Annotated in this window: 16 protein-coding genes and 1 pseudogene; 8 read left to right on the plus strand and 9 right to left on the minus strand. The window is 64.7% G+C overall.

Annotation, left to right across the window (positions count from 1 at the left end):
- Nucleotides 1–4 precede the first annotated feature (4 nt).
- Nucleotides 5–1,000, minus strand: a pseudogene (locus ACWH43_RS04340) (hypothetical protein).
- Between ACWH43_RS04340 and ACWH43_RS04345 the strand changes: the two are divergent.
- From ACWH43_RS04345 to ACWH43_RS04355, 3 genes are all read left to right on the plus strand, one after another.
- On the plus strand, nt 960–1,778 hold the full coding sequence (locus ACWH43_RS04345; protein ID WP_260348751.1) for a tripartite tricarboxylate transporter substrate-binding protein: 819 nt from the start codon (nt 960–962) through the stop codon (nt 1,776–1,778). The pseudogene ACWH43_RS04340 and the gene ACWH43_RS04345 overlap by 41 nt on opposite strands.
- 41 nt (nt 1,779–1,819) lie before the next feature.
- Complete coding sequence (locus ACWH43_RS04350) at nt 1,820–2,995, plus strand: enolase C-terminal domain-like protein (protein WP_260348748.1); 1,176 nt, start codon at nt 1,820–1,822, stop codon at nt 2,993–2,995.
- A 355-nt stretch (nt 2,996–3,350) separates the two neighbouring features.
- Nucleotides 3,351–4,259 (plus strand): NAD(P)-dependent oxidoreductase, encoded by a 909-nt coding sequence (locus ACWH43_RS04355; protein ID WP_260348747.1) that lies wholly within the window; start codon nt 3,351–3,353, stop codon nt 4,257–4,259.
- On the opposite strand, the gene ACWH43_RS04360 is transcribed toward ACWH43_RS04355, so the two are convergent.
- Nucleotides 4,256–5,185, minus strand: coding sequence for a LysR family transcriptional regulator (locus ACWH43_RS04360; RefSeq protein WP_260348741.1), 930 nt, complete (start codon nt 5,183–5,185; stop codon nt 4,256–4,258). The two genes, ACWH43_RS04355 and ACWH43_RS04360, sit on opposite strands and share 4 nt — an antisense overlap.
- A gap of 252 nt (nt 5,186–5,437) precedes the next feature.
- Between ACWH43_RS04360 and ACWH43_RS04365 the strand changes: the two genes are divergently transcribed.
- From ACWH43_RS04365 to ACWH43_RS04385, 5 genes are read left to right on the plus strand one after another with little or no spacing between them, the layout of a single operon-like run.
- Nucleotides 5,438–6,187, plus strand: a complete 750-nt coding sequence (locus tag ACWH43_RS04365; RefSeq protein WP_260348737.1) for a class II aldolase/adducin family protein — start codon at nt 5,438–5,440, stop codon at nt 6,185–6,187.
- A 53-nt stretch (nt 6,188–6,240) separates the two neighbouring features.
- Nucleotides 6,241–7,218, plus strand: a complete 978-nt coding sequence (locus ACWH43_RS04370; RefSeq protein ID WP_260348735.1) for an ABC transporter substrate-binding protein — start codon at nt 6,241–6,243, stop codon at nt 7,216–7,218.
- Nucleotides 7,215–8,033 (plus strand): ABC transporter ATP-binding protein, encoded by an 819-nt coding sequence (locus tag ACWH43_RS04375; RefSeq protein WP_260348727.1) that lies wholly within the window; start codon nt 7,215–7,217, stop codon nt 8,031–8,033. The genes ACWH43_RS04370 and ACWH43_RS04375 overlap by 4 nt, the downstream gene beginning before the upstream one ends.
- A 1-nt stretch (nt 8,034) precedes the next feature.
- Complete coding sequence (locus ACWH43_RS04380; protein ID WP_260348721.1) at nt 8,035–8,787, plus strand: ABC transporter permease; 753 nt, start codon at nt 8,035–8,037, stop codon at nt 8,785–8,787.
- A complete protein-coding gene (locus ACWH43_RS04385; RefSeq protein WP_260348713.1) occupies nt 8,787–9,524 on the plus strand; it encodes an ABC transporter permease in 738 nt (245 codons plus the stop codon). Before ACWH43_RS04380 ends, ACWH43_RS04385 begins: the two co-directional genes overlap by 1 nt.
- Nucleotides 9,525–9,641: 117 nt before the next feature.
- Here ACWH43_RS04385 and ACWH43_RS04390 read toward each other — a convergent pair whose 3' ends face one another.
- The 7 genes from ACWH43_RS04390 to ACWH43_RS04420 form a co-directional block, all read right to left on the minus strand.
- Nucleotides 9,642–10,961, minus strand: coding sequence for an alpha/beta hydrolase family protein (locus ACWH43_RS04390; RefSeq protein WP_260348706.1), 1,320 nt, complete (start codon nt 10,959–10,961; stop codon nt 9,642–9,644).
- A 995-nt stretch (nt 10,962–11,956) separates the two neighbouring features.
- Nucleotides 11,957–12,664: a GntR family transcriptional regulator gene (locus ACWH43_RS04395; RefSeq protein WP_260348705.1), complete on the minus strand. Its 708-nt coding sequence runs from the start codon at nt 12,662–12,664 to the stop codon at nt 11,957–11,959.
- Nucleotides 12,665–12,889: 225 nt separating this feature from the next.
- Nucleotides 12,890–14,293 carry a M20/M25/M40 family metallo-hydrolase gene (locus ACWH43_RS04400; RefSeq protein WP_260348703.1) on the minus strand — a complete coding sequence of 468 codons (1,404 nt, stop codon included), beginning with the start codon at nt 14,291–14,293 and terminating at the stop codon, nt 12,890–12,892.
- A 108-nt stretch (nt 14,294–14,401) separates the two neighbouring features.
- Complete coding sequence (locus tag ACWH43_RS04405; protein ID WP_260348699.1) at nt 14,402–15,937, minus strand: ABC transporter substrate-binding protein; 1,536 nt, start codon at nt 15,935–15,937, stop codon at nt 14,402–14,404.
- A 44-nt stretch (nt 15,938–15,981) separates the two neighbouring features.
- Nucleotides 15,982–17,505, minus strand: coding sequence for an ABC transporter substrate-binding protein (locus tag ACWH43_RS04410; RefSeq protein ID WP_260348696.1), 1,524 nt, complete (start codon nt 17,503–17,505; stop codon nt 15,982–15,984).
- A gap of 48 nt (nt 17,506–17,553) precedes the next feature.
- Nucleotides 17,554–18,357, minus strand: a complete 804-nt coding sequence (locus ACWH43_RS04415; RefSeq protein ID WP_260348691.1) for an ATP-binding cassette domain-containing protein — start codon at nt 18,355–18,357, stop codon at nt 17,554–17,556.
- Nucleotides 18,354–19,340 (minus strand): ABC transporter ATP-binding protein, encoded by a 987-nt coding sequence (locus tag ACWH43_RS04420; RefSeq protein ID WP_260348688.1) that lies wholly within the window; start codon nt 19,338–19,340, stop codon nt 18,354–18,356. The genes ACWH43_RS04415 and ACWH43_RS04420 overlap by 4 nt, the downstream gene beginning before the upstream one ends.

The following is a 19,340-nucleotide window of genomic DNA, read 5'->3' on the forward strand; positions in this document are numbered from 1 at the left end:
CATCCTATGGCGTCTTCGGCAGCGCATAGGCGACGATGTGATCGCCCGGCTGGGTCTGCATGAGGTTGTGGCCGCCTGCGGCGATCACGACGAACTGGCGCCCGCTTGCCGGCGACAGATAGGTCATCGGCGTGGCATTGCCGCCCGCCGGCAGCCTGCCCTTCCAGAGAACGTCACCGGTCCCAAGGTCGAGGGCACGCAGCGACTGCTCACCGGAAGCCGCGATGAAGACGAGGCCGCCCTTGGTGATGATCGAGCCACCAAGTCCGGGAATGCCCATCGGGATCGGCAGATGCGAGCGGATGCCGAGGATACCGCTATCCTCCGCCGTGCCGGAGCGGCGGCTCCAGATCACCTTCCGGCTGTTGAGATCGACGGCCGTGACCATCCCGTAGGGCGGCGCGGTACAGGGCGCTCCCAGCGGCGAGACGAAGGGCGCAAGCTCAGCGGCATAGGGCGTGCCCTCCTGCGGGACCGTGCCGCCGACCGAGATGCCGGGCCGTCCGTCCGCCGCCTTCAGTCCCCTCGCATCCGCCTCGGCGCGCGGCATCAGGCGCGCATACATCGGCACCCGGTTCCAATTGCCCACCATGACCCGGCGCTCGGGATCGAAGGACAGGCTGCCCCAGTTGCTGCCGCCGAGCGATCCGGGCAGGACGATGGCATTGTCGAGGCCGAGGGGCGTCATCGTCCCTTACCAGCGCGCCTGCCGGAACCTGATGCGGCAATAGAGCTGGTCGAAGGGCGTGGCGCCCCACATGTCCTTCTCGGTGAGGCCCAGCGGTGTGCTGGGATCGAGGCCGTCGAAGGCTGGCATGCCGACCGAGAACGGCTGGGTCTTCGACAGCCGGGCCGGATCTTCGGCCCCACCCTGCGGCACGGGCTTCTCGACGACTTCGGTGAGGGGTTTGCCGGTGCGCCGGTCGAGCGACACGCTGACGCGCATCCTGGCGCAGGCGATGAGCGGCCCTCTCAAGCAGCAGGTCGTCGTGGAGAACATCGCCGGCGCCGGCGGCACGATCGGCAGCGCGCGGGTCGCTTCGGCGCCTCCGGACGGGCATATGCTGCTGCTGATCCATGTCAGCCAGGCGACCAATCCGTTCCTCTACCCGAACCTGAAATACGATGTGATGAAGGACTTCGAGCCGGTCGGCCTGGTCGCCGAGCTGCCCTCGGTCTTCGTCGCGCGCAAGCAACTCGCTCCCCAGAGCTTCGCCGAGTTTATCGCCCATGTGAAGCAGAACCCCGAGAAGACCACCTATGCCCATGCCGGCGTCGGCTCGGCCTCGCATCTGTGCGGCCTGCTCTTCGCCGATGCGGCAGGCGTCAAGCTGACGCAAGTCGCCTATCGCGGCAGCGGACCGGCGATGAACGACCTGATCGGCGGGCAGGTCGACTTCATCTGCGACCAGATCGTCAACGTCGTCCCCAATGTCGAGGCGGGCACGATCAAGGCCTATGCCGTCACCGGCAAGGAGCCGGCCAAGGCGCTGCCGAAGCTGCCGACCGCCGACAAGGCGGGGCTGCCCGGCTTCGACCTCTCGATCTGGTACGGGCTGTTCGCGCCGAAGGGCACGCCGAGACCCGTGGTCGACAAGCTGGTCGCCACGCTGGACGCCGCCCTGAAGGACAAGAGCGTCCGCGACAGCTTCGGCAAGCTCGGTGCGGAAGCCGTCTCGGCGGAGCGTGCGACGCCGGACGCGCTGCGCAGGCATCTCCAGGCCGAGCTCGACAAGTGGGGACCGGTCATCAAGAAGGCCGGTGTCACCGGGCAGTGAGGCCGAGAGGCACCGCAGGACGCATCGGCTGAAGCAGCAGCATGCGCATCACCGCCATCCGCGACATCGCCGTGCGCCTGCAAGGCGATGTCGCCAACGCCGTGGTCAGCTTCGCGGAGCACGACGTCTCGCTCGTCGCCGTCGTCTCGGACGTGGTCCGCAACGGGCGGCCGGTCGCCGGCTTCGCCTTCAACTCGATCGGCCGCTTCTCGCAGGGTGGAATCCTGCGCGAGCGCATCGTGCCGCGATTGATGGCGGCGGAGCCCGCTATGCTGATCGAGGAGACGGGCGGCCGTTTCGATCCCGCCGAGGTCGTCAAGGTCGCGATGCGCAACGAGAAGCCCGGCGGCCATGGCGACCGGGCCGGTGCGGTCGCGGCGGTCGAGCTGGCCATCTGGGATCTCAACGCCAAGCTCGCCGACGAGCCGGCCTGCGTCGCGATCGCGCGGGCCTTCGGGCGGGCAGGACCGGCTGCGAGCACGAGCGCCTATGCCGCCGGCGGCTATTACTACCCCGGCGATAGCGCAGGCCGGCTGCGCGACGAACTGTCGGGCTATCGCGATCTCGGATTCACGGCATTCAAGATGAAGATCGGCGGGGCTTCCCTCGCGGAGGACGTCGCCCGCATGGAGGCCGCCCTGACTGTGGCGGGCAAGGGCGGGGCGCTCGCGGTCGATGCCAACGGCCGCTTCGACCTCGATGCCGCGCTCACCTATGCGCAGGCGATCAGCTCCTACGGATTGCGCTGGTACGAGGAAATCGGCGATCCGCTCGACTTCGACCTGAACCGCCGCATCGCCGAGCGCTATGACGGGGCGATCGCGACCGGCGAGAACCTGTTCTCGGCCGCCGATGCGAAGAACCTGCTGCTCTTCGGCGGAATGCGCCCCGGCCGGGATCTATTCCAGATGGATGCGGGGTTGAGCTACGGTCTCGGCGAATATGCCCGCATGATCGCGTTGATGGAACGACATGGCTTCCGCCGAAGCCAAGCGGTGCCCCATGGCGGGCATCTCATCAACCTGCATATCGTGCTCGGCCTCGGGCTCGGCGGCTGCGAGTGCTATCCGGGCGTCTTCCAGCCTTTCGGGGGATACACTTCCGCCTGCATGCTCGGCGGAGGCGAGGTTCGCGCGACCGATGCTCCGGGATTTGGCCTCGAGCAGAAGCCGGGATTGCGCCCGTTGCTGGCCGGGCTGTGCCCGGAAGCGTTCTGACGTCGCCGACGCCGCCCCAGGGCAGCTGGCGGCCAGGAGCATCCTTCCAGCTCTGCGAAAAGACTGCACCATCAAATACCGGGATCAAACACTTAGCCGACGAGGGCCTTTAAGCTTCCTGCAGGCAGCCAAATCTGTACACGCCGTCACATCCTGTGGGAAGGAGACATGCCGCCTTCGTCCCTGAGCAATCCCATCGATCTCGCTGAGGCCGATGTTGCGTCGGACGCGATATGGCGGAGGTCGGAGAGGATAGGCCGGGCGTCAATCCATCGCTCGCAGCAAGCAAAAAAAAATTCTTGAAGCTTTCAGGCACCGGATGTGAACAGCACCGGGTAATTTCGAGGTAGTTGAAATGGCGCGCTCCGACCAGGCTCCGGCGATCGGCTTTCTCGGATTGGGGTCGTTAGGCGCGCCCATCGCGAGGAGGCTGGCAGCGGTGGGGCCAGTCTTGGCTTTCGATCCAGATCCCGCGCGGTTCGACGGCTTGCCGTCCGATATCCGGCCGGCGCCGTCGCCGAGGGCGGTGGGTGACGGTGCCGACATCGTCTTCGCATGCTTGGCCGCCGAGCGTCACCATCGGGATGCGCTGCTGGGGCCGGCGGGGCTGGCGCACGGCAGACGGCGGACGATCTATGTCCATCTCGGGACGAGCGGATCGCTCTTCGTCGCGGAGCTGGCCGCGGAGATGGGCCGCCACGGCGTCGAGACGGTGGATGCGCCGGTGACGGGCGGCCCCCCGAAGGCGCGGTCGGGCGAGTTGACCTCGATCGTCTCGGGCGAGCCTGCATGTCTCTCGCAGGTCCGCGATGCGATCGCGCTCTACAGCCGCAAGGTCGTCGCGGTCGATGGCGCCCCGGGGCGCGCCCAGACGCTGAAGCTCGTCAACAACGCGATCGCGCTCGTCAATCTCGTGGCGGCCTGCGAGGCCATGGTCGTCGGCGCCAGGGCGGGATTGCCCGCCAATGCGATGCTGGACGTGATCAACAACGGGAGCGGCCAGAACAGCGCGACGCTGGGCAAGGTCCCGGCGCATATCCTGCCCGGCTCCTTCGATTTCGGAGCGAGCCTGGACGTCGTGATTAAGGACCTGGAGCTGTTCCTGGCCGAGCCGGCTGCGGCCGACGGCGCACTTGTGGACACCTGTCGCAGCGCGCTGGAAGCGTACCGCCGCGCCAGATCCGAAGGTGTGGAGATCGACGATCTGACCGCGGTCGTCCGCCCGATGGAGCGCCGCGCGAAAGCCGAACTCCGGTGGTCCTAGGCCAACATCAACACCTCGCCCATCCCCCATGCGCCGGCATTTTCCCGGTAGATGGAGAGGAAGGTCGAAACCAGGAGCGCGTCTACGGCGGGGTCGATATCGTAGGCGCGGATCGCGTAGAGGGTCCTCTGGAGCGATGCGTCCATGATGCGTGAGGCCGTCAGCCTCCCCGAGGCGACGTCGTCGTAGACGCTTCCCAGCGGGAGGATGGCCGAGGCCAGGCCACGCGAAACCAGCTGCTTTATGGCGGTGAGCGAATGCACCTCGTAAGCGACCTCCAGGGTCAGCCCTTCGGCGGAGGCGCTGTCCTCGACCATGCGGCGGACAACGTCCTCGCGATCCGGCATCGCGAAGCGGTCGCTCAGCGCTTCGCGTAGCGATACGGTCCTTTCCGAGCGCCCGTCGTCGGACGGGGCGCGCACCAGGAACAAGGAATCGCTCAATAGCGGCGAGCATCGATAGGACCCGCCCGTCTCGGGCTTGAAGGCGAACGCCAGGTCGATCTTGCCCGCGGGGAGACTCGCCACCATCACGTGGCTGAGGCCCTCGGTGAGCCGGAGGCTCACGTTCAACGGCGATCGCGCGACCGCTTGAACCAGGTCCGCGCCCATGAGCAGGGTAAGGCTCGGCGTGAGGCCGACCGTCACGATCCTGGGAGCCGTGTCGTCGCGAAACGCGGCGAGCGCGCCCTTTATGTCCCGGCGTCCGTCGAGCGTCCGCCGCACCCAGTCCAGGAAGACCCTGCCGGCATCCGTGGGAAGGACGCCGCGGCTCGTCCGGGTCAGAAGGGGGACCCCCATCTCGTCCTCCAATTGCCGGATCTGGAGCCCCAGCGCGGTCTGAGCGACGTTGAGACAGGCTGCTGCCCGGGTGATGCTCCCGAACTCGCACACGCGTTCGAAGCATTCGAGTTGGCGGAACCGCACGATCGGTGCCCTTCCTTTGAGAGGTTGCGCCGGGACTGGTGGAGCATGCGGCGCCCGGGAAGCGATGCCACATGACCTGCGGCCCTGGCGAGCTGTTTTTTCGCTGGCTGCCAGGTGGAAACAGCCTTTGTGCCTCCTCTCGTGAGGGAGCAAATTGGGCCGACAAGAACGATCACGGTCGATCTGTGCCCCGCCCAGGCGCTGCCCGGCCATGCGGAGCCGCCATCGGCTTCGGGGAGGAGAAAGTTGCAGATGAGCGTAGCGCTCGCTTCTGACGCTGGCGCGGACGAGCCGTGCCGCGACGGGGACGTGGAAAACGTCCTGGACGATCTGGTCGCGGCCAACCGGATTCTCGCGCGCGAAGGCGTCCTGGACGGATTCGGGCATGTGAGCGCCCGCCACCCGCTGGACCCAGAACGCTATTTCATCTCCCGCTCGCGCAGCCCGGCTCTGGTGGAGAGGGCGGATCTGGTCGAGCTCGATCTCGAGGGACGCCCGGTGCGCAATACCGGCGCGAAACTATACGCCGAGCGGGTGATCCACAGCGCCATCTACAAGGCGCGCCCGGATGTCATGTCCGTCTGTCACAATCACGCGCCCGCGGTCGTCGCCTTTTGCATCGCCGGCGTCGAGATCGTCCCGGTCTGCCATCTCGGCGCAGTGATCGGGCAGCGGGTGCCCATCTGGGACAGCCGCGACGAATTCGGCGATACGGACCTGCTGGTGCGCACGCCGGACCAGGCCGCCTCCCTCGCCGTGGCGCTGGCGGACAACTGGGTGGTCGCGATGCGCCGGCACGGCGCCACCGTGGCTGGCCGCTCGATCCGCGAGCTGACTTTCCGCGCCGTGCACCTACGGCTCAACGCGGAGCTGCAGCTCCAGGCGGCAAGCATCGCGCCCCTGTCGCCGCTGACGAGCGGCGAGATCGAGCTTTCCAGCCGGAGCAACCTGACCGACGCTGTCATCGGGCGCATCTGGGAGTACTGGTCGGACCAGATCTGACGCCGGCCGGCAAGCCATCAAACAAGAAACTCTGGGAGGAAAAGATGCATTTCATGAGCAGACTGCGCAGGCGATGCCTGTCCCTGGCCCTGGCCGCATGCGCCCTGGGCGCGGCCTCGGCGCGCGCCGAGGAGATCGTCGTCAGCAACTACGGGGTCTCCGCCAGCGGCATGCCCTTCGCCGTGGCGATGGAGAAGGGCTTCTTCGACGGCAAGGTCACGGGAATCCTGTCCTCGCAGGGCGGGGGCACGACCGTGCGCAACCTTCTGGCCGGGGACATCGCCTATGCCGAGGTGAGCCCCATCGCCGTCGCGACGGCGATCCGGCAGGGCGCGGCCTTGAAGATCATCAGCAACAACGTCCAGACCGTCTCCGAATTCGGTTGGATGGTGAAGACCGATTCCCCCATCAAGACGATCGCGGACATCAAGGGCCGCAAGCTCGGCTATTCCAGCCCGCGATCCGTCAGCCAGGCTCTCGCGATGCTGGTCGTGGAGAAGGCGGGCCTGAAGCCGTCCGATGTCGAGCTGGTCATGACCGGCGGGCTCGGCGAGGCCCTCGTCGCGCTCGACCTCGGCGCCATCGACGTGGCCCCGGCGACGGAGCCGCTGCTCTCCAAGTATCGCGAAAAATACCGGGTCATCGCGACGGCGAGCGAGCTCTTCCCCCCGATGAGCAACGTCGTCGGCGTCACGACGCAGGCCGCGGCCGGCAAGCGCGGCGATTTCCTGCGTGCGATCATCGCGGGCCGCGCGAAGGCCGTCGCCTTCATGAAGGAGCGGCCGGAGGAGGCGGCGGCGATCGTGGCGAAGGTCTACAAGCTGGAGCAGCCGGTCGCGCTTCAGGCGGTCAGGAACCTGAACGACGCGAAGGGGGCGCTGCCCTACTGGAGCACGGGCAAGTTCGATCTCGCCGGGCTGAAGGAGATGTGGCGGACCCAGATCCTCGTCGGAGCTGCGGATGGCGACATCGACTGGAGCCGGATGATCGACGAGAGCTTCCTTCCCGAAGGCGAGCGCGTCCTGAAATGAACGTCGCGGCGACCGACGCCGCCGTCCATGTCGGATTGCGCGGAGTGACCCGGATCTTCGGAACCGATCCCAGGACCCGGGTCAATGCCCTGGGACCCATCGACCTCGACCTGCGCAGGGGAGAGTTCTTCGCCGTCGTCGGCCCGTCGGGCTGCGGCAAGTCGACATTGTTCGACATCGTGGCCGGGCTCTCGCCCGCCACGGACGGCACCGCCACCTTCGAGGGGCGGCCGCTCGACGGCCGGACCGTCCCCGAGGGAGTGGGCGTCGTTTTCCAGGAGGACGCCTCCTTCGCCTGGCTGACCGTCGCGGACAACGTCGCCTTCGGCATCCGGCGGGCAGGGCTCGGCGCGGCCGAGGTCAAGCGCCGGGTCGACGACACCCTGGCCTTCATGGGGCTGCGCGACTTCGCCGCCGCCTATCCCGCCCAGCTCTCCGGCGGCATGCGCCAGAGGGTCTGCATCGCCCGGACCCTCGTCCAGCGCCCGCGCCTGATCCTGCTCGACGAGCCTTTCGGGGCGCTCGACCAGCAGACGCGCCTGATCATGGGCGAGGAACTCCTCAAGCTCTGGCGGGAAACCGGGGCGACGGTGCTGCTCATCACCCATGCCTTGGACGAGGCTGCGATGCTCGCCGACCGTGTGGGCGTCATGTCGGCCCGTCCGGGCAGGATCATCGACCTCGTCGAAACGCCCTGGGGCAAGGATCGCGACAGCCGCGTCGTCGCGGATCCGCGCTTCGGCGAGATCACCGCGAGGCTCTGGACCCGCCTGCGCGACGAGTCGATGTCGGCGCTCTCGCAGAAGGCCGGCTGACATGAAGCGGGCGACAGCCATAAGGCTCGCACTGATTGCAGCGATCGTCTTGGCGCTGGAACTCCTCACCCGCACCGGCATCATCGCGCGTTTCGTGGCGCCGCCTCCGAGCGAGATGGTCGCCGGGCTCTGGCGCCTGTTGCTTTCCGGTCGCGTCCAGCCCGCGATCGCCCAGACATTGGGCAAGATCGCGATCGCCTGCGCCTCGGCGATCGTCGTCGGCAGCGCGGTAGGGGTCGCGGTCCAGCGCTCGCGCGCCGTGGCCGACGCGATGGCGCCGTTCTTCACGGCCTATTACGCCGTGCCGGTCTATGCGTTCTATCCGCTGATGATCGCCATCTTCGGCGTGGGGGAGGCGCCCCAGGTCGTCATCGGCTTCATGCTCGCGGTCGTCGCGGTCGTGGTGAACACGATCAACGCGCTGGATCGCATCCCGCGCGTGCTGCGCAAGACGGCGGCGGTCTACGGCATGAGCCCGCTGGAAGCCGCCAGGCGCATCTACCTGCCCCATGCGGGGCCCTATCTCGCGACGGGCGTCAAGCTCGCGGTCTCCTACTCCTTCATCGGGGTGATCGGAGCCGAGTTCATCATGTCCCGCGTCGGCATCGGGCACGAGATCGTCTTCGCCTACAACAACTTCGAGAACGAGATCATGTATCCGCTGATCCTGTTCGTCCTGCTCGTGGCCGGAACCGTCAACGGTCTCTTCTACGCCTGGGAAAAGCGCCTCTTGAGCCGCAGGAGCCGGTCGTGATGACGAGCGCCAGGAACAACCTCCTCGTCATCCTCGCACTGATCGCGCTCTGGCAGCTGGCCTATTGGGCGATCGGGGACCTGGCCCTGCGGCCTCCGCTCGACACGCTGCGCAAGGCGGCCGCCCTGATCGCCTCGGAGGGCTTCACGGCCCATCTGGCCGAGACGATGCGGGCCTTCGCCCTCGCGCTCGGCATCGCCGTGGTCGTCGGGGTCGGCCTCGGATTCTGCCTCGGCATGAGCCGGCTCGCCGGGGAGGTGGGAGAGCCCTTGCTGGTATCCTTCTACTCCCTGCCGAAGATCACCCTCTACCCCATCGTCCTGCTGATCTTCGGCATCGGGATGCCTTCCAAGATCGCGTTCGGCGCGCTCCACGGGATCATGCCGATCGCGATCTTCACCCTCGGCGCCTTGCGCAACCTCCCCCCGGTGCTCGGGCGGACGTCCCGCGCCTTGCGCCTGAGCCGCTGGCAAAGCGCGTGGACGGTGCTCCTGCCCGCGGCCCGGCCGGAGATCTTCACCGGGCTACGGCTGGGTTTCTCCCTGACGCTGATCGGCACCTTGCTCGGCGAGATGTTCGCGTCCCAGCGCGGCATCGGGTTTCTTCTCATGCAAGCCATCGGGCTGCACGACACGGACCTGATCATGGCCCTGACGCTCCTGATCGTGGCCTTCGCGATCACGGCGAGCATGGCGCTGCTGGCTGTCGACAAACGCCTTCGCCATGGCGCGGCTTGAGACGTGGACCCGTCACGAAACGCTCTTTCCCCGACGCTTCATTCTTCGACCGCCGGGCGGTGCCGTTCTGCAGCGCCCCAGCGGAAGAATTGCTTCAGCCATAAGTTTTCCTGCCATTTAAAATTTCCGGTCGTCGACCCATTTCTTTACATAATCGAAGAAATTGCGCAGGCTGTTGCCGTAGGCATTGGGAGTGCTCGCGCAGGTTACGCATGGGGTGAAGCCATGCGTAGCGCCTTCGATAAAGATGAGGTCCTTATCGACGCTCGCGGCATTCTCGTATTCCTCTTCGGAATCACGAATGAAGAGGTACCCTCCCATGCCGGCGATCAGCAATGGCGCACGGATCGATCGAACGGCACAGACAGTGGAATTGTTGCTGCTGCAGTGATCGATGCCATCCAGGGAATTGCTGGAGCGGACAGCTTGCGTGCTCAGGAAGGACTGCAAGGACAGGATCTTCGTGCCGGTATTGAAGCGCATCGTCGAGTCCTTGGTCTCAAGCTCGGGAGGACTCACCGAGGTGACGATCTCTCTCACGATCGAACCGTCATTGCGCAGCAGCTTCTGCGGCTCGCGGGTTTTCCGTAAAGCGATCGATGTGTCGAGGCTGTGGAGCTGGGATGCGCCACCAGGGCCCGCACCGGGATTGCCGCCATGCGGAATCGCAAAAAGGTCGTTGTCCGGATAAGGACCGCGCGCCTCCCGGATGGCCTTGAGCCGCGATCGTGCCGACTCGATGAGCGCATTCATGCGCGCCGATTGCGCCGCGAAGTAGCGCTTCTGAAAGTTTTCCGAATAAGAGGATGATCCGGCAGGGCTATAGCCGTTGGCGGGATTATACGGATCGAGCGCAGGGTCGAATCGGCCGGGCGTTTCGTCTATCACGGAGCCGTTCAGGCTGCGCAGGAGGATGACCGGCACGCCCGGATGCGCGTCTGCGAGAACAAGCGCATCGGCTTTCGGCAGACCGGCGAGGTCGTCGCGACATGGTAGGATTTTCTTGGGATCTTGACAGAAGGCGAGTCCGCTTTCCGCGACCGCCTGGAAGAAACTCGTGGTCGGCCCGCCGCCGCTGTGGCCGAAGAGGATGACTTTCTCGATCCCGGCCTGTTTCCTCAGGAACTCGACTCCTGCTTTCACGTCGAGGGCGACGCGGTCCCAATCCACCTGGAATTCATTGTTCGTGAAGCGGGTGCTCATGCACAGCGCCGCGAAGCCGCGCTTCGGCAACTCCTGGCACGCGACATGGGTGGTGAAATCGGCCGTTCGATGGATGACGAGAAAGGCAATCCTGGCCGAACTTGCAGGAGTGGCGTAGACCGCACGCGCCGGTCCGAGTGCGAAGTATGTCCTATTCTCCTGAGAAGTGACGCCTGTCGCAGTCAGGCCAAGCCATAGAACTGATCCGATAGCGGCGGATATTAATTTTTTCATGCGTTCCTCCCGATCAATTCTTGTTTCAATTACAATCGTTCAACGAGGCGCGTATTCAGCGCTGCGATGAAAGCCAGGGGCTGGGCCGATTGGCGGCGCGGGACCTATCCATCCGACATTTCGCGCCGAGGGCCAATAACTTAGCTATACTAGCTAAGTTATTGGCGAATGGAGCATTGTCAACCATGCTGCTCCAGCGTTTTGGCACGAGGCCGCCGTTTCGGTTTCAGATGAAGAGAGCTCGGCGCCGGGCTTCAATAAAGCTGAATGTTCCGAATAGCTTGGTAGATGCGCGAACCGGATTCGGCGGCGGCGAGAGGACGACAGATGATGAAGAAGAACGGGGCCGGGCTTTGGGTAAGCCCCGGCAGGGAGCGCCGGACGAGGCTGGATGACGAGGGCAGATACTCGCTCTATTCCGGAGCTTGGAACGTCGGCTTCTCGTTCAGACCATCAATCGGCGCGCCTGGGACCAGATCAAGGAGCTGCTCGCGGAGCAAGGCGCATTATAGGAATATGGCCCTATCTATGGGCGCTGTATCATCAGGACGGCATTTCGCAGATCGTGCTTGGTCGCCGGTCAAGGCGGTCGGCCCATCCCTCGTGAGTGCGGTGAACCAGTTGGAAAGAGCCGGCCTTTCCCGCCCCGTGGAAAGCGAGAGTGATTTGCGTGTCGCTATGTATAGCTCAGAGAAAAGGCGCGGGCCTCAAGATCGGCGATGGAATAATGTATGAACGAATTTAACGAGCGAGCACCGCGACTCTTAAAGCAAAAATGAAAAATAGGTCAGATTATTTCAGTGTTAAATACTACATCTTAGATATAACGGAAATCTATGTAAAGAATTGTTCCCAATAAAGCTATTTTGCCTGACGTCAATGCGATTCATCCGAAGAATAGGAGCAGACAAGGCATCTGGCCGGCCAGGGCCTGCCACTGCGCGCTCCGCCCGTGCCCCCGGAACTGGAAAAAAGTTCGACCGCTTCTTCAAGATTCAGCCGACGGCGGGCCATAAGGTGTCAGCCTCGGTATTCGATTCGATGATTTGGATCACTGTATACTCCGCACGAGAGAGATAATGAATGTACCGTTCCTGTGCGGCAACAGTATCGCGCCGGTCGATGGCATCAATTACACCTTCGAGAATCTTAATAGTATCAATCTTCTGCTCGGCGGTCGTTGAAAAACTTAGAATGATCCGGATGTAGGAAATCCGGTCAAAAATTGAGATCAGGAGGTTCTTTGCAGTATCATTGTTGTAGCCGCTCCAGAGAATTTTGATGACATCTCCGATCGCTGCAACGTATTCCATTGGCATGGTGATGCATGATTCAGCTCGCCGCAGTGCGGTCTTCATGGTTTGACCGAACTGCGGGTCGATGTTGCCGATCATCTTCTCCATCATCTTGGGCTCGAGAATCTTGCGCACTTCGTAGATTTCGGCCGCTTCCGTGGGTGTGATGCTCGACACGAAGATGCCTTTGTTGTGCTCGCGCCGCACGAGACCCTCGGCCTCAAGATGCCGCATCGATTCGCGAATGCAGGTTCTGCTGACCCCCGTCTCGATGCAGAGCTGCCGCTCGACGATACGCTGACCGGGCTTGAACCGCATCGTCAGGATAGCATTGCGCAGGACTGCCGTGGTCCGATCGCGCAGGCTGAGGGTGTCCTGCACGACCTTGAGCGAAGACGGTTGCGGCATGTCAGCTTCAGCCTTGAGTAAGCGGTGATTCGGCGATCTCGAACATTGCGGCGGATTGTTTCCAGCTAGAGCAATTCCACAATTCAACAGTTTATCAAGCTGATCTAGATTGTTATTCTGTCGTATTTTTTCACACAACCGATTTCCACTTCACTCGAAGATACTTTAGTCTTAAATCCATCCTGTGGCAATTGCCCGGCCGTCTGCAACCATCGGCGAAATCCATCAGGCCTCCGCGCGTGTAGCAGGGTTGAGACCGATGTCCCAGAACACGCCGGCCATGATGCCGAGACCGTCCCGGAACAGCGGAATCAGCCCGTGCTCGTCGGGACCGTGCTGACCGCAGCCGCCATAGGAATGCGGGATCCACAGGACGGGGACGCCCAGCGTCTTCCGGAAGAATTCGGACGGGCCGGAGGCGCCGATGTTCGGGATAATGTTCGGGGCGTGCCCGACCGTCTCCGTCATGGAATCCGCGATCCGGCGCACCCAGACGTCTTCCGGGTCGGTTCTCGAGGGCGGGAACATGTCGCGCTCGACCACCGGGACGACCTCGACCTCCGTGAAGCCCAGCCTGTCCAGGTGTCGCCGCAACGCAGGCGCCACATCCTCGGCGGCAACGTCGACGGTGTGCCGCAACTGTATGCGCGCTTTGGCGAAGCCGGGAACGGCGGGAACGGGAGCCTCAGGCTGTCCGCTGATGGACGCCAGCACGATCGCGCTGCTCCACGCATAGATCTTCTCCGGACGGGTCAGGCCGGGCTCGCCCCATCCTTCGTCCGGCTTCAGCGCACCCGGCGCGTCGTCGATCACGACCGCCCGGCTGGCCTGAGTCACCGAAGCGGGCACCGAGGCAGGCGTCCAGCCGGGCACCAGAATGCGGCCGTCCCGTGAGATGATGGCCGAGATCGCATGGGCCAGGATGACGGTCGGATCCTTGAGCAGTCCGCCCCAGTGCCCCGAATGGTGCGATCCCTCCCGCAGGTTGACGACGAGGTCCAGCGCCAGCCCGCCGCGCGTCCCGAGCGTGATATCCGGCACCGACATGCTTTGACGGGGACCGTCGAGCCCGATGAAAACGTCGGCCGCGCAGCGCTCCCGGTGAAGTTCCAGGAAGCGCTTCAGCCCCGGGGAGCCCGCTTCCTCGCCGGTCTCGACGAAGATCTTCACATTGAAGCCGAGCGATCCCCGTTCCTCCAGAACAGCGCGCAGCGCCTCGATCGCCAGAAGGTGCTGCCCCTTGTTGTCCACGACGCCGCGGCCGTAGACGCGATCGCCCTCGACCTTGAGGACCCACGGATCCAGATCCGATCTCCAGCGCTCGGGCATCGCTCTCACGACGTCGCCGTGCCCGTAGATCAGCAGCGTCGGCAGACCGTCGCCCTCGTGACGCGAGGCGATCAGGACAGGCCCATGCTCGTCGAGAGGGTTCGGCAGGATCTCGGTCTCGAAGCCGAGCGCGGAGACGATCGGTCCGATCCCCTCGGCGCAGTAGCGCTCCAACTCCTTCTTGCGGCCGGGGGGGTGGCTTTCCGTCTGATAGGCCACCAGCTGCGTCAGGCGCTGCAGGAAGCTGCCGTCGTCGATATAGCCTCGCGCGCGTTCGAGCGCGCTTTGTCTGTTGCTCATCAGGTCCTCGATCGCGTGCCGGCTTCATCGGCCGGATGGTATGGTCTGCGCGCCGCGAAACGCTGCGGATCAGGCCGCAAGCGTGGCGCCGGATACGGCGAAGGCCCGCTAACGGACCGATATGTCGGTCAGCCACGGCTCGCCGGTCGCGTCGGCCGGCCAATCGACATTGGCGCGCACGCCGTTCACCAGCCGGTGTGTCCAGAGGAAGACGACGGGCGAGTCCTGCGAGAGCTTGTCGCTCAGCGTCCGCTGGAGCGCGCACTGCTTCTCGACGCCGAAGGCCGAGCGGACGTCCTTGAACAGGCGGTCCGCCTCGGGGTCGGAATAGTTGGTTCGCCGCGAGCCGCCCGTCTCGAAGTACTGCGCCAGCGCCTCGATCTGGTCGTTGCTCGCAGCCCGGCCGGTATAGTAGAGCGGCAGCTTGCCCTGCCGGATGTCATTGGTGAAGTTGGCGTAATCCGGGGTGTTCAGCCTGGCCCTGATGCCGACCTGACGCAGCATCTGCGCCAGCGCTTCGCCGATCTGACGATCGGAGACGTAACGCCCGTTTGCCGTCGAGAATTCGACGTCGAAACCGTTCGGGAAGCCCGCCTCCGCCAGCAGCGCCTTGGCCCGGCCCGGATCGTAGGCCGGGCGGTTCGCGCTGGGGCCGAAACAGTCCTGGAAATTGCCGATGGCGCCCTGCATGCGGTCGGCGAGGCCGAACAGGAGCCGCTTGATGATCAGGTCGGCGTCGATCGCATGGGCGACGGCCCGCCGCACGCGCGGGTTGTCGAAAGGCTTTATGGCGGTGTTCATCCCGAGGAACATCCACTCCAGCGAGCCGGTCTCGATTTGCCTGACGCCGCTATTGGACTTCAAGCGATCGACCAGTTGCGGGGGGATCAGCCGGGCGATCTGGACCTCGTTGTTGAGCAGCGCCGTCACACGTTGCTCGGGCTCGAGGATCAGCCGGTAAACCACCGTCTCGGGCGCTGCCGCGGGCATGTTCGGCCAGAAGGGATTGCGGGCCACGATGACGCTGCGGTCGATGTCGAAGCGCTCGAGCTTGTAGGGTCCCCAGCCGAAGGCCGCGATCTTGTCGGCATCGCCGCCATGTTTCTCGTAGAGGTCCGCGCTCGTCACGACGAAGCGGTCGAAAAGGAACGAGAGAAGCTGCGCAACCGGCCGCTTCGTCACGATATCCACCGTGCGATCGTCCACCGCCTCGAATTTCTCGACTTCGGTCAGATAGAACGCCTGCTGGCTGGCAGCGTCGCTGAGGATGCGCCGCCACGAATGCACGACGTCCCGTGCCGTCGGGCCGGGGCCGCCATCATGGCGTTTGAGATCGCTGCGCAGCCTGAACCGCCAGCGCGTCGGCTCCACGACCTCCCAGCTCTCGGCGAGCACGCCCTCATAGGCCTTGCGGCCGTAATTGTAGCGACCCAGGCTGCCGTAGACCTGGCTCCAGATGTAATAGAGATGAATGCTGGAATGCGCGTACGGATTCGCATTGTTCAGGATGCCGGTCGTCGTGATCGTCAACGCCCTGGTCTGCGCCGCGCCGGGCCGGGGCAGGGCCGACGAGGCCAGCAGAGAGGTGGCGGCCACCTGCAATACGGTCCGCCGTGACGGCTTCCGGATGAGATCCTCGTTCATGAGCTCACAATCCTTGTAGTGAAATTGGAACGTATCGGGGCGTCTCATAGGCCGACATCCGGCAGCCAGAGTTCTCCCGAAGCGTCGGGCACGAAGCGGACGCTCTTGCGGACGCCGCTGACGTATTGGTGATTCCACAGGAAGATGGCTGGCGCCTCGGTGTCGATGAGCTGGCTGATGTCCCGGATGATCTTGCAGCGCTCTTCGAAGGCGAAGGTCTTCCTCTCCCTGTCGAACAGGGCGTCGAGCTGCGGATTGGAGTAGCTGATGCGCGGCGTGACGCCCGTTTCGAAATACTGGGACAGCCACTCCGACGGCTCGAGCGCCAGCCCGCGGCCCATATAGTACATCGGCGCTTTCCCGGTTCGCACATTCGCCCACAGGCTTGCGAACTCCGGAGTGTGCAGCGTGACCTTGAAACCGGCCTGGTTCAACATCTGGGTGATCGCCTCGCCGACCTGCCGGTCGGAAATGTAGCGTCCAGCCGCGGTATAGAAGTCGACCGCCGGGCCGCCATTTGCGTAGCCGGCCTCCGCCAGCAGCTTGCGTGCGCCCTGCACGTCGTAGGGCGTCTTGTTCGCAATCGGGGCGGTGTAGCAGACCTGCTCGGTCCCGACCGGGCCGTCGAGCCGACTGGCCATGCCGAACAGAATGCGCTGGATGATGATGTCCTTGTTGATCGCCATCGCGGCGGCTCGGCGCACGCGGGGATCGTCCCACGGCTTAATCTTTGCATTGAAACCGATGAACATCGGCTCGTTGGAAGGCGCGCGCCGCACCTCCACGGCCGGAACGTTGTCGAGCCGGCCGACGAGCTGCGGGGGAATGAGCCGGGCGATGTGGACTTCGCCGTTGAGCAGGGCGGTGACGCGCTGGTCCGGCTCCTGGATACGGCGGAAGACGACCGTGCGCGGCGCGGTCTCGACCTTTCCCGGATAAGCCTCGTTGCGGTCCAGCGTGATGCGCTCGCTGATCGCGAAATTGCGGAGCTTGTAGGGGCCCCAGCCGATCGGTGCGGTGTTGTAGCTGGCGACGCCGCCCTCTTTCTTGAAGATCTCCTCGCTCGTGATCGTGAACTTGTCGAAGAGCTGGCCGAGCAGAGACGAGGCGGGTTCTTTCGTGATGACATCGAAGGCGTGGTCATCGACCCGCCTGATTTCCTTGACGCTGGACAGATAGAAGCGTCCCTGGCTTTGCGGATCGGTCATGACCTGATTGTAGGAATGCAGGACGTCCGCGGTCGTCGGGCCGGGGCCGCCATCATGCCGGACGAGATCGCGCCGGAGGTGAAATCGCCAGGTCAGGACGTCGAGCTGCTCCCAGCGCTCGGCAAGCAAGCCCTCGAATTTGCGCGCGGCATAGTTGTAGCGACCGAGGCAGCCGTAGACTTGGCACCATACAGAATACATTTGCGCGCTGCTTTCGGCATAGGGATGCCGCGTGACCAACGTGTCCGTGGTCGTGACAACGAGCGTGTCATTGTCCGTCTGAGCGGATGCCGAAAAGGCCGATGCGAGTGCGGCGGCGAGAACGGCGATTCGAAGCGAAGGCTTTCGGCAGTCAATCATCTTCGGTCCTCCGACATGGGTCAATGTGTTGGCGATGTGTTAGGCAATTCAATCCTGGATTCTGGGTACGGCCTCGATGAGCTTCTTCGTGTAGGCATGAGAAGGTTCTGAGATTACCGCGCCAGCAGCACCGGATTCGACTATCTTGCCTTGCGCGAGAACAATGACCTTGTCGCAAAGATATTCGATGACCCCGATGTCATGGCTGATGAACAGCACGGCAATCCGGAGTCGATCCCGGATATCGAGCAGCAGGTTCAGGATCTGCATCTGAACCGAGACGTCGAGCGCGGAAACTGCTTCGTCCGCGATCAGGATGCGCGGCTCGGTGATCAGCGCGCGGGCGATGCCGATCCGCTGCCGCTGGCCGCCGCTGAACTGGAACGGATAGCGGGAGGCGGCCTCGGCCGGCAACCCGACGAGCCGCAGCATCCCGGCCACGCGGTCGGCCAGAAGTCCTCGATTCGTCTCGCCGGCGATCCTCAGTCCCTCGCTGACGACATCGCCCACCTTCATCCTCGGGTTGAGCGACGAATACGGGTCCTGGAACACCATCTGGATCCGCCGCGCCGCCGGCGGAACGAAGACGCCCTCGGCCACGTCGACGAGCGTGGCGTCGCCGGCGACGAGGCGGCCGACGCTCGCCTGTTCCAGCCCGACGATGATGCGCGCCAGGGTCGATTTCCCGCAGCCCGATTCCCCAACGATGCCGAGGATCTCTCCCGGTCCCACCTCGAAGGAGACGTCGGTGAGAGCCGTGACGCCGGTCCCCTGGGCGAACAGCCTGCTGCGCCCCTGGTAGGTCTTGCCGATATGTTCGGCGCGCAGGACGGGAGCGGAAGGAACGGTCATAGCGGGTACAGGCATCGCGCGGCCTGGGCGGGCCGGGTGGAGGTCATCTCGATCCGGCCGTGCCGGCAATCTTCGCCCACGCGCGGGCAGCGCGGGGCAAAGCGGCAGCCGTCGAACCAGTCGGCGACGCCCGGCACCAGACCTTCGATGCCGGCCTGCCGTCTGCCGGCTTCGCGCCGGCGCGGGATGCAGCCGATCAATGCGCGCGAATAGGGATGCGTCGGGTGATCGATCAGCCCATGCGCCGGGCCCGTTTCCATGAGCACCCCGCCATAGAGGACGCCGATGCGATCGGCGAAGCGGCGCACCAGCGAAAGATCGTGCGAGATGAACAGGATCGACAGCCCGTGCTGATCGCGCAGCCGCAGCAGCAGCTGCAGGATCTCCTGCTGGATCGTCACGTCGAGGGCGGTCGTCGGTTCGTCGGCGATCAGCAGGGAGGGATTGTTGGCGAGCGCCATCGCGATCATCGCGCGCTGCCGCATGCCGCCGCTGAGCTCGTGGGGATACATGCTCCTCACGCTTTCGGGATTCGCGAACTGGACGTCCGCCAGCAGCTCGACGACCCGCTCGCGACGTTCGCGCCTGCCCAGTCCGCCTGCGACGGCGATCGCCTCGTCGATCTGCCGCTCCACCGTCATCAACGGGTTGAGCGAGGTCATCGGCTCCTGGAAGATCATGCTGACGCTGCGGCCCCGCATCTGCTGCACGCGGTTCGCAGGCGCCGTGGTCAGGTCGACGCCGTCCAGAACGAGACGACCTTCCATGCGCAGCGTGTTCGGCGGGAAGAGCCGCATCAGCGAGCGGGCGATCACGGTCTTGCCCGAGCCGCTTTCGCCCACGAGCGCGTAGAATTCGCCCCGTGCGATCGAAAAGCTGACGCCGTCGACGATCTTCAGCTCGGCGCCGTGTCCTGCGCGCAGGAACAGCGAGAGCTCCTCTGCTTCGAGGACTGCACCGGCCGTCCGGGATGTATCATGCAT

This window comes from Allobosea minatitlanensis (assembly GCF_964020775.1).